A 10,417-nucleotide genomic window follows, 5' to 3' on the forward strand; every position below is an offset into this window, starting at 1 on the left:
GTAGGGAGCGACCTTTCGGCCTTCCGGGATGACACCATAGCCGGCCGAGAGGACGTGAAGCTCAAGCTCTCCGCCATTGCCGCCAGTCGCTTCTCGAAACGCCCCGACACCCCTCATCAGCCGGAGGTGCTGCTCTCCAGTGTAGATCTCCCCCGCCGTCCGGAGCAGGGACTGCAAGCCCAGCTCGCGCCTCCCGAGGTGGCCCGAGCCTTTCTGGAAATCCTCCAGGGTGAGCTGTTCCGGGTGATGGACGGCCTTTTCGCCGGTGCACGAGGTGAGGATGAGGAACTTCAAGGGAAGGGCTTAAGAAATGCTTGGGGATTCCTAATTACTCGACCACGACATGGCGAGTGGGATCGTAGACCACGGTCTTCGCCGGTCCCGAGTCGTATTTCACCGCGAGCATCCAGGTATTCCCCGACTGGTCCACGCGCTGGATCTCCCCCTCCTCGTAGCCCGTCTCGTCCAGGATGGTACGAAGTCTCTGGGCCTTTTTCGGAACGCGAGCCTTGAAGCCCGCGGCCGTCTGGCCCGCTTGCCGCCACCCGTGATCGAAACGGAACTGAGTCGCCTTGCCGGCGGGATTCTGAATCATGTGGATGCGCACCTTTTCCGGATCCCCCGCGTTCTCCACGACGTAGAGCCAGAATTTGTCACCTTCCTTCCGGGCGCGGTCGAACTGGATCGAGGAAAGCGGAACCCCGTTCTGACCCCAATCGCCGTTGATCCCTTTGACCTCGATGTAGCGCTCCGGGTCAGGGTTTCGTCCGCGCCGGGATTCCACGTCGTAGCCCGGGTTCGCATGGGCCATGCTCATGGGCTTGCGACCTTGGCTCAGCTCGAACTGCAGGACCCATCCCACGGCCAGCTTTCCGAGGGACACGTTATGTCCGTGCTCGTCGTCGTGGTCGTCGCCACGCCTGCGCTCCTCTTCTTCCTGCTGCTCCGTCTTCGGGCGAGAGATCAAGAATCCGTCCTGCTGCCGGCGATTCCCGTTTCCGGCGAATGCATTGGTTGTGGTGTCCGAGCTACCCGCAATCATCCGGGTGTGCTCGCGGACTTTGGTTTCGCCAGTGTCGCCCCCTTCACCACCAGGACGTCGTCCGTTGGAGGTGGTCTGAGTCCTGCCGGAACCTGATCGGCTGCTCTGACTCCGCCTCCGGTTTTGCCCGGAACCCCGGGTTGATCCGGCCGCAAATTCCTCCCCGGGAATTGTTTCGTCACGGGGAACTTCGCCTTCGTCGTCCTCTTCAATCTCGTCTTCCCACTCGGAATCCTCGTCCGATTCCCCCCTGGTGAACATGCCGCCATCGGGATCATGTTCCTCATCCCCGAAGTAGTGGCTGGACTCATCGGTCTCCTCTTCCTCGGGCTCCGGCTCGGCATCCCCCAGCCGCAAGAAGCGAAGCTTGTCGAGGACCAGGGCGAGCGACTCGGGAGACTGACCCAGCATCGGTTGAATTGCCGAGATGCCCTTGTCGCTTCTCGGAGCTTCCGAGTCCAGTTGCCGCTTGAGTTCCTGGGCAAAATGAACTTCGAGCAGTTCGGCATGCAGGGCGGATTCCGAAACGAAGAATCGCCCACCGGCCCCCATCGGAACATAAGCGACTTCCGTTTTCGCGGTCCCGATATGGAGCTGCCTGCCGGAAGGCATTCTCACCTTGTAGGCACACTCGACCCATTGGCAGGCATCCACTTGGACTTCTTCAAGCCACGCCAAGTTGACCTTAGAGAGCAGCCTTTGCTCGGTCTTCAACACCCGGTCGAGCCCATCGAGAAACTGCGGAGACCGAAGGAGAGTGCCGATCTCGCCGCAGCGCTTGACCAGGAGTGGATCGGAGGAGGCGACCAGCTCCCCGTGAACGACAGCCTCGGCTTGGTTCAAGGAGGGGACAGGAATGCAGGCAAGCAGGCTATCGGGAACATCCGGGTGAAGCCGGACGTCTCCGGCGATGCTGAGCTGGTCGCCCAGTACCGGATCGTTTACCCAGAGGAGATCCTCCGGATCGAGCATGAGACCTTCGGAATTCGGTAAGGCCACAATCACCGGCTCCGTCGGTGGGTTCTCCGCGACGAGGGTAGCCAAGCGCCGGAGGCATGCCAGAACGGCCTTCAACTCCACTTCCGACAATGGAGTAGCCCGATCGCGGAGTCGGACCATTGCATCCGCGAGGTCATCGATGCCGGGCCGATCCAAGCGGCCCAAGAGCTTCATGCCGCGCTCGATCTCGTCGGTCTTTCCGACAAGGGTGGCTTTGACGGGAGACATCCCCTTCGCATCGCCTTGATAAACATCCCTCGGAATCCTCAAGCATTGAAGCTTCTGATCCGGAAGGCAGGCGACGTCACAAAGCTCGCCGCAACTCTCCACGAGGATGCGCATCCGCGCGCCGTCCGGCTCGCTCTCGGCTTCTATCTCCAGCGCTCCGAGGCCACGGAAGACTTCCTGAAGAACTTTCGAGAGCCGCTCGAAACTATCCGGAGCCAATGGCCCGGTGCCGAAGCGGGCAGCGACATTGCGGAGGTGGACGCAGACCTCGTTTGCCTGGGGCAAGCGAACTATACCCAGCAGTTCTTGAGCTTCCGCAGAAAACTCGGCCACATTCCTTGGCGCGATCGGGCGAACCGATGCGGCACGCGCGGCGAGAGCGAACGGCACGAGTTCGCGAGGCTGAAACAATCGAGCTTCGGGCTCCTGCCAAGCTCCGAACCGATCCGCCGCATCCTCTTCCCGGTATGCCGGCACCCAATGCGTTTCCGCGAGAAACTCATGAAAGGGACATTCCCCAAACTCCTGAGTGTCCACTTCATCGTCGTGCAGCTCGTCCCAGTGGTCCCGGACGTGCCGTAGAATCCTGGTGAGACTCTGCTGGTTCGCGGGATCGGGCAGTTGCCCCTCACCGGCACCGGAGACTTGCTCGATGAAATCCACCAGGTGCTGCGAAGAAGGGGAAGAAAGCACCCCGAGCCTTGAAAAGAACTCGGCCCAAAGCTCCGGGTTGTCCTTGTAGCGCTCGGGCGAAGGACGGCGAACATTCGTCCCCAGCACCTCCTTCGCCAGATTGGCGGCCTCCGGCAGGTAGAGATCCTGCGGCCGGGCCGGCCGATCCTGCTCATCGAGGAGGATCTGCAGATCGCGGAGAGCTGAAAGCAATCCTTGCTCCTGCCCCGGGTGCTCTTCCGCGAGGTACGCCCACTCGTGACGCATCCAGTTCGCGATCACGAACAGGTCGCCGGGAGAGAAGGTGCCGATCTCAGGGAGGTAGTGATTCGAGAGAAGACTCCAACGACTGATGTGAGCGACTCCGAGTTTGCGGAGCAGCACGAGCTGCTCTCCGCCGACCATGATTCTGACCGAGCTTTTCAGCGATGGTGCCGTGAATCGACCCTGCAGGTAGCACCGAGCATCAAGGGGACCCATGGTGCCCGAAGCGTCTTTCCAAATCGGCAAGGACCGGAGCACGTCCTCCCGGAGCTTCCGGCGACTCTCATCCGCTTCAAGCTCGGCTTTCGAAAGAAACTCGATCAGGCGAGAAACCGTCCTCTCGCTTTTCCAAGTGCTCGCGTCGGCAGGCATGTCATCGAGCCGGTCGCCGAGGCTATCGATGAGGTCGCACGGGCTCAGGGGCCAAACCAGCCCGACTTCGTCCCGAAAGCGACAGAGCGGTCGAGTAAGAGGACTCTGTGGCCGGAGGACGAAATGCCGAACCCCCAAGGCACCCAACAGGTCCGCGAGAGAGGCCTCGGTGTTCGCGACCAAGAGAGGCGTGGAAGGAAATCCCGGCGGATGAAGTTCACCGTCATCGGCAGGAATCAGTGGGGTCTTTTCAAGCAAGCGCCTCCCCCCTTCCGACTTTGCGTAAGCCGTATCGTCGAACAGCTCTTCCATCACATCGATGAGCCAGTCGCTGTTGGGAGATTCGGTGCCGTCCGGATCCCAACAGGAAGTCCCGGTCTCCTTGTCGAAGAGAACCCGAGGAATTCCAGCCAGGACATCCGTCACATCCATGACCTTGCACCCGTCAGCATCCAGGTGCCGGATGTCGGAAGCATCAGCAAAGTCTGGATCGAGAAACCACTCCGGGAACCAATCGAAGATCCGATGATGCCGATCCGTCCCAATGAAGATGTCCGTGTTCTCCTCCGACGGAAAGGTGCGAAGGTAGCCGTCCAGGCAAAGCGCCAATGGAAGCATCCTCAAATCCGACCACTCCTTCCGCACCAAAAAGCGGGCAACCGCAGCGACACGCTCTGGAGCACGAAGTGATTCCTTCTCGAATTCCTCCGGCAGGCTTTCCACCGGCTCCGAGCAAATGAACGCCGTGTAAACGTCGATGTCCTCCAGCTCATTCAGCTCGACTCCCGTCGCTTCAAAACTCCTGACGAGTTCGTCCGGCAACCGGGGTTCAGGGATGGGTAGGCCTTCGAGGCAAAGCGCCTCGTGAAGCTGAGGATCGTCGTCAATGAGACGGACCTCCTCCAACGGCACGCAGCTTCCATCGGCAATCCTGAAAACCGATTGGTCCGCGATCAAACGCAGGAAGCTGGCAGCCAAGCCCTCGAACGGCTTCAAGAAAGTCGCGTCAGCCAGAGGAAATAGCCGGTAAAGCGAGTTCATGCTCCCGACATCGGGAGTTTCGACCGACGCCATGGCCATGGCCAAGGCGGGCGCGATCGCATGGGTAACGAGCAGCTCGTTCCATTCCGCCCTGCTCGTAGTTGCGCCGAAAGATCCCTCCCGCTCTTTGGTGATTCCGGTGCGTGACCCGTCCAAATCAAAGGCTCCATTGATGCTGAATCGGATGCCGGTGCCGCCCAGCACCCCGGACAATGGCAGGAAGCAGCTCACGCGGCCTTCGACAAGGGGCAGACGGCTGCCGTTTTTCTCCAGGCAGATTGCCGCACCTGAAAAGGGGACGGCTTTGTTACCCGATTCATTGAGGCGTCTGGCGCAATCCACCAGCTCGCCCGAGTCCCCGGCGTAAACTCCGGAGCAAACGCACCATGCCAGGCGATCCTCCTGATTCTTCCGCCGAACTGCCACCTCATGCCGGAAAACCGTTTCATGACATCCGTCATCCAATTCAGCGATCGCCTCCAAAAGCTCGTCCACGCCGCCGGATTCGGCCACAAACGAATTGATCGGAGCGCGGCCAGCCTCCACTTCATCGGGGTTGGTGGTGGCGATTTCGAGCAGGGTCGACAGATTCTTCCCATCGGGGCCGATCTCGTAGCACCCGATGAACTTGATGTTTCTCAGGTAGAGCAGGATCTGGTCGGCCAATTTCTCCAGCCCATCGACCAGCTTCGAGAACGTCTCCGGAGCAAACTTCTGATCGGTGATGCGATCCTTCTTGTTCGATCCCTTCAGTTGCTGGCGGAGTGGGAAGCGGAAGATGCTCCCTTCGTGGAACTTGCTCCCCGTACGGTACCCGCCGCCTTCGAAAATCGTGAGCGCATCCGGGAAAGAGGTGAACCATGCCTGGTCCGAGAGCTGCCATCCTTTCCCCGATTCACCCTTCGAGACATGGAAACCACAGGGATCGAAGAGCAGGAGCTTCGAGCCGGTAAGAAGGAGCGGTGTATCGGTGAGGTTGTAGACGGCATTGAAGCCGCGCCCGTAGCGACCGGTCTGACCAGGGCGGCTGATCTTGTCGCTATCGCTGATGTGCTGGATGTTCTCGAGGTCGTCGTCGTCGAACGGACGATCATTCGTGACGATCAAGGCCGCCCCTGCGAAGTTGGACCAATCCGGAAGCGGGCCTTCAAGGTTGAGTGACGCCCGACGATCCAGAATGAATCGGATCTCGGAAGCGCCGCCATCGTCGGCGTTTTGAATCAGCTCCTTGAGGATCCCTTCGTCCTGAGGATAGTCGTGAATCAGCTGACGAATCGCAATGTGGATGGGCTGTTTTTGCCCGAAGTCGAAGCTTTCCATGGCGGCTTCTTCAGTTCGTTCCGGAAACCACCACTGCGAAGGCATTGTGGTCGTGAATGCTCTCGTGGTTCACCGCTTTTACCGTGAACGATGCCACCCTCGCATCCGCCTTGAGCTGCGCGGCAACATTCCGAACCACGTCCTCCACGAAGACCGGGTTCTCGTACGCCTGCATGGTCACGAAGCGCTCGTCGGAACGCTTGAGCAGGGCATACAGCGGAGCCGAACCCGACTTCTCCGCGATAGCGATCAACTCCTCGATCCAGATGAGATCCCAGCCGCCGTCCTCCTGCTGGCGCGGGCGGATTTCCAAGGTGACGTAGCCACGTTGGTTGTGGGCGCCGTATTCGCTGATCTCCTTGCTGCAAGGGCAGAGAGTGGTTACCGGCACGACGACCCGGAGCGCGAAATCGTCGTGGGTGCCATTCGAGGTGCCGAGGAACGTGCAGTCACAGCCAACCTTGGCCGGGAGCTCGCTGACAGGGGCCACCTTCGTCACGAAATAGGTGAAGCCGACCTCGATGTGGGCCTCCTCAGCATCGAGACGCTTCTTCAGGTCGTGAAGAATGTCCGGGAGGGTCCGCATGGTGACCTCGCCTTCATGGCGGGCGAGCACTTCGAGGAACCGGCTCATGTGGGTTCCCTTGAAGTGGTGCGGGAGGTGGACGGACATCGTGATGTTCGCCACGGTCGGGAAGGGCTTTCCGTCCCGGTCGAGGATCTGGATCGGGTAGCGGAGATCGGTGATGCCGACCTGATCGATGGCGATGCCACGCTCGTCGGGAGTCGCCTGAATGTCGGGGAGGGAAGAGGATTTCATGGCAGTCAGAGAGAGTATTCAGCCCAGGATGTCGCCGTTTCCCAGACGCGTATGGAAACCAGGCGGACGCCGGCGCGGAGCGGGTAGCGGGCGTCGGGTTGAGCCGCGTAACCCGCCAGTGCCGACCGGGCATGATCGAAGATGGTCTTGGCCAGCACTTCGGTAGTCGGGTCCTGGTTCTCGAAGCCGATCACCCGGTCGCCGTAGCGTGCCTTGAACTCGGCGTAGGCTGGATCCGCGGTGTTCATGCACATCGCGTGGTCGAAGGAATCCAACCACTCGCCGAGGGCCGTCTTGATGATCTTGAAGTCGCAAACCATGTCGTTCGCATCGAGGTCATCCGCTTCGATCACGAACTCGACCTTTCGGGTGTGCCCGTGAGGGAATTGGCACTTGTCCGGGTGCTTCGAGAGCATGTGGCCATTCTCGATGTCGAGGGTCTTGCAGATTCGGTAGGGCATTGCTTGGGGAAATTGAGGGCGGTGGGCTGGGACAAGCGCGGGGTCAGGTGCCGCGGGTATTGCCGAAAAGTTCGATATGGAGGCGCTGACAAAAGCGGAATCCCCGCTTGAGGCAAAGGCCAAGGATCCAGTCGCGACGGGAGTTCAGGGTCCCGGGGTCGATTCCCTCCGGCATCAACTGGATCTTCCACGGCGGGATCCCGTTGCCGACCTGCTGGATGACCTGATCGATCTCGACCACGTCTGAGGGATCGGACACCACGAATTTCATCTGGCAGTCGTAATCGCGGACCCAGGACGCGAGCACCTCGGGCTGGAACCTCGTCTTTTCGTGCCGCCCTGCCCACGCCTTGCCCGCCTTCTCTTCGGTCGGGGTCGAGTTCCGGAGCTTGGGGCTGAGTGATGCCAAGTCGCAGGCGATGCCGGCGGGGGCGACCGTGCCGGCGGTTTCGATGGTGATGTGCTTCCCTGTGGCCCTCAGGGTGCCGGCCAGGTCGTGAATTCCGCCGGCGACCATCGGCTCTCCACCGGTGAGAACAACGTGCCCTGCCGGGTGCTTCGCGACCTCCCTGAGGATCTCCTCCGTGGTCCAGTCACGACCTTCGGGATTCCATGACGCGTAGGGAGTGTCGCACCAAGAGCAGCGAAGATTGCAGCCCGAGGTCCGGATGAACACCGAAGGCACTCCGGTCAGAGTCCCCTCCCCTTGCACGGAGTAGAATATCTCGGAAATCCGCATGGCAAGCTCAGCGGGTGGCTACCGGCTTCGCGGGAAGCGGACCGGTTTCGAGATACTCGGTCGGGTCAGGAACCCCGGAGATCAGAAACGCTTCCCGACGCTCGACACAGGTGCCGCACTTCCCGCAGTGGATTTCGCCGCCTTTGTAGCAGGACCAAGTCTTGGAGTAGTCGATCCCGAGTTCCGCCCCTCGACTGGCGATATCCTCCTTCCTCATTGCGATGAAGGGTCGCAACACCTGAATCCCGGCGTAGGTCCCGAGGCGGATGGCGTCGCCCATGGACTGCATGAAATCCTCACGGCAGTCCGGGTAAACCGCGTGATCCCCGGAGTGCGCTGCGATGACCAAGGCATCGGCACCCCGGCTTTCGGCATAGCCGGCGGCGATCGAGAGCATGATGCCGTTCCGGAAGGGCACCACGGTGGCTTTCATGTTGGATTCCTCGTAGTGGCCTTCCGGGATCTGGCCGCCCGATTGGAGGAGGTCCGACGCGAATAGCTCGTTCACGAAGCCGAGCGGGATCACTTGGTGAGGCACCCCGAGACGCGCGGCATGCCAGGCAGCCATCGGAAGCTCGCGCGGGTTGTGCTTGGAGCCGTATTCAAACCCCAGCGTACCCACAACCTGATGCTTTTCAGCGACGTCATACAGAACCGTCACCGAGTCCATTCCGCCACTCAGCAGGACCACGACCTTCATCTTTTCAGGCATGCCGAACTAGACGAAAACGGAACCAACCGGTCCAGCCGGGAAGCCGGCCAATCCACCGATTCAGCCCGGGAAAGACGCCTCGGCTGTAAGACTGATCCCTCCCCTTGTGGCAAAGCTCCCAATGACCGTCATTTCCCTGGGCTTTGTGACCTCGACCAGGTCATCGAGAATCCGGTTCACGATCTCCTCATTGAACGCGGGGAAGTTCCGGAAGGTGCAGAGGTAGGCCCAAACCGAATCCTCATCGAGGCTCAGATTGTCGGGAACATAGGCTACCGAAACCGTCGCGGTGTCAGGCTGGCCGGTAATCGGACACAGGGAGCCGATACCCTCGAAACGAAGTCTGACTTCATCGGAGAGATCCGATTCACAAGCCGGGTAGGTCCGAAGCCGCGAGATCTCCGGGGAGGTCGGCAGGACAAACAGGGTGGGCTTGGACTCGTCCATCTGGCTCATGGCTAGAGGCTACCCGCCGCGATCTTGGGCTGGCGAGCCTGATCGGCAGCCCGCTGGGCGCTGCTCACCCTCCCCTCCGGCGACACTCTCTGCGAAACTGGATTCCCTATCGCGGCCCCCTCAACCATCAAAGGTCACCGCGACATCAATCGGGGATCCTGGCAATCTGGGGTTTACGACCCAGCTCGCCCGTGTGCTGACGAACGCAAATACGGACACTTCGTGTCCGAATCTGCATACGATTGCACACGCCAATGGTTCCAGATCTCCCGGTACCGGAATAATCGGCCGGAAGAATTCAGGCTCATCCGCGTACCGTGTTCTCAACCATAGCCAGCCATGGAGCCGGGCACTCATCCGCTCGTCACCGCGTCCGATGTCGCTCAAGCCTGCGCGGTCAGTCCAATGCTCGACCTCTGTATGGCCAGCGCGGAAGCGTGGACATGCTTCACTGCACCGTCATCTTGGGAACGCACCTCTGCAGCCACGAGTCGCACACCGCTCTGTCGAAAGGGAAACCCGTACAGCGAGAGCTTGGGACTTCAACGGGACCCGGCCTCGTTGGACTGACGATCCAAAAGATTCTGAGCATCGAGCGCCCCAGCAGCGTAAGCGAGCTTCTCCTCCACGGATTCAAAAGCCTCGACGTGCAAGCGATGCACTGAGGCGATGAGCTGCGCCGTTTGGCGCTCCAAATCGGTGGGCTGATCCCTCAGCATCCAGGAGGGCGACGGAAACAGGATCGGGTCGACCATCGTGAACGCCCACCGCATGAGATCCTCGCCGGAACGGGCGGTGTCCTTGGGCATGCTGGCCACGGGCCGCAGCCCTAGGCGGACGAGGGATTCGTTCAGCCGGTAAAACCCGCGGAGCCCTTTCACCGGCAGGATGAGCCCCTTCCCTACCAGATCGTGGAAAGTGCTCTTGCCGATGGGCGGATGGAAGAACCCGATGAGCGTATCCCGGTCCACGGCAAACTCGGGAGTGCCGGGAGGCAAGGCAGGAACGGAAGACTTGGCGGCCACGACGCAAACATCTGCCATCCACAGACAGAGATCACGATTATTGCTCCGGAAGCTTCCCATTGGGGATAGTTAAGAAATCTTAGACGGTTGCCAAAGCGGTTGCCAATTTTGCACCGTTTCCGGCCAAAGTGCCGGATTTCGGCGGACCTAGGCGGACTTTACCGAAACATCCGGGCAACAAAAAAGCCCCTAGACTGCGTCGTCACAAGATTCGGTTGAATTAACAATCAGGATACGTTAGCTGCTCTTGCGTGAGCCGGGATCTT

At 60.5% G+C, this 10,417-nt stretch carries 7 protein-coding genes; all 7 read right to left on the reverse strand.

Annotated elements, in window-relative coordinates:
- Positions 1 to 328: 328 nt before the first annotated feature.
- The 7 genes from OKA04_RS18475 to OKA04_RS18505 all read right to left on the reverse strand — a co-directional run bounded on the left by OKA04_RS18475 (position 329) and on the right by OKA04_RS18505 (position 10,151).
- The gene (locus tag OKA04_RS18475) at positions 329 to 5,938 is read right to left on the reverse strand and encodes a protein NO VEIN domain-containing protein (RefSeq protein WP_264502684.1); all 5,610 of its coding nucleotides are present in this window, start codon (positions 5,936 to 5,938) and stop codon (positions 329 to 331) included.
- Between the two features lie 10 nt (positions 5,939 to 5,948).
- Positions 5,949 to 6,758 carry a GTP cyclohydrolase FolE2 gene (gene folE2, locus OKA04_RS18480; protein ID WP_264502685.1) on the reverse strand — a complete coding sequence of 270 codons (810 nt, stop codon included), beginning with the start codon at positions 6,756 to 6,758 and terminating at the stop codon, positions 5,949 to 5,951.
- A 5-nt stretch (positions 6,759 to 6,763) separates the two neighbouring features.
- Entirely contained in the window at positions 6,764 to 7,219 is a 456-nt protein-coding gene (locus OKA04_RS18485) for a 6-pyruvoyl trahydropterin synthase family protein (protein WP_264502686.1), read from the reverse strand.
- 43 nt (positions 7,220 to 7,262) lie between these two features.
- Positions 7,263 to 7,958 carry a 7-carboxy-7-deazaguanine synthase QueE gene (locus OKA04_RS18490; RefSeq protein ID WP_264502687.1) on the reverse strand — a complete coding sequence of 232 codons (696 nt, stop codon included), beginning with the start codon at positions 7,956 to 7,958 and terminating at the stop codon, positions 7,263 to 7,265.
- Between the two features lie 7 nt (positions 7,959 to 7,965).
- Positions 7,966 to 8,670 carry a 7-cyano-7-deazaguanine synthase QueC gene (queC, locus tag OKA04_RS18495; protein ID WP_264502688.1) on the reverse strand — a complete coding sequence of 235 codons (705 nt, stop codon included), beginning with the start codon at positions 8,668 to 8,670 and terminating at the stop codon, positions 7,966 to 7,968.
- A 60-nt stretch (positions 8,671 to 8,730) separates the two neighbouring features.
- Positions 8,731 to 9,126, reverse strand: coding sequence for a preQ(1) synthase (gene queF / locus OKA04_RS18500; protein ID WP_264502689.1), 396 nt, complete (start codon positions 9,124 to 9,126; stop codon positions 8,731 to 8,733).
- 542 nt (positions 9,127 to 9,668) lie between these two features.
- Positions 9,669 to 10,151 (reverse strand): hypothetical protein, encoded by a 483-nt coding sequence (locus OKA04_RS18505; RefSeq protein WP_264502690.1) that lies wholly within the window; start codon positions 10,149 to 10,151, stop codon positions 9,669 to 9,671.
- Between the last annotated feature and the right edge of the window lie 266 nt (positions 10,152 to 10,417).

Origin of the sequence: Luteolibacter flavescens, assembly GCF_025950085.1 — a bacterium.
GTDB lineage: Bacteria > Verrucomicrobiota > Verrucomicrobiia > Verrucomicrobiales > Akkermansiaceae > Haloferula > Haloferula flavescens.

Bases quoted from the DNA above. Each gene is read 5' to 3' on its own strand.
- folE2 (WP_264502685.1), bottom strand. From the start codon at position 6,758: ATGAAATCCTCTTCCCTCCCCGACATTCAGGCGACTCCCGACGAGCGT.
- OKA04_RS18475 (WP_264502684.1), bottom strand. From the start codon at position 5,938: ATGGAAAGCTTCGACTTCGGGCAAAAACAGCCCATCCACATTGCGATT.
- queC (WP_264502688.1), bottom strand. From the start codon at position 8,670: ATGCCTGAAAAGATGAAGGTCGTGGTCCTGCTGAGTGGCGGAATGGAC.
- OKA04_RS18485 (WP_264502686.1), bottom strand. From the start codon at position 7,219: ATGCCCTACCGAATCTGCAAGACCCTCGACATCGAGAATGGCCACATG.
- OKA04_RS18490 (WP_264502687.1), bottom strand. From the start codon at position 7,958: ATGCGGATTTCCGAGATATTCTACTCCGTGCAAGGGGAGGGGACTCTG.
- queF (WP_264502689.1), bottom strand. From the start codon at position 9,126: ATGAGCCAGATGGACGAGTCCAAGCCCACCCTGTTTGTCCTGCCGACC.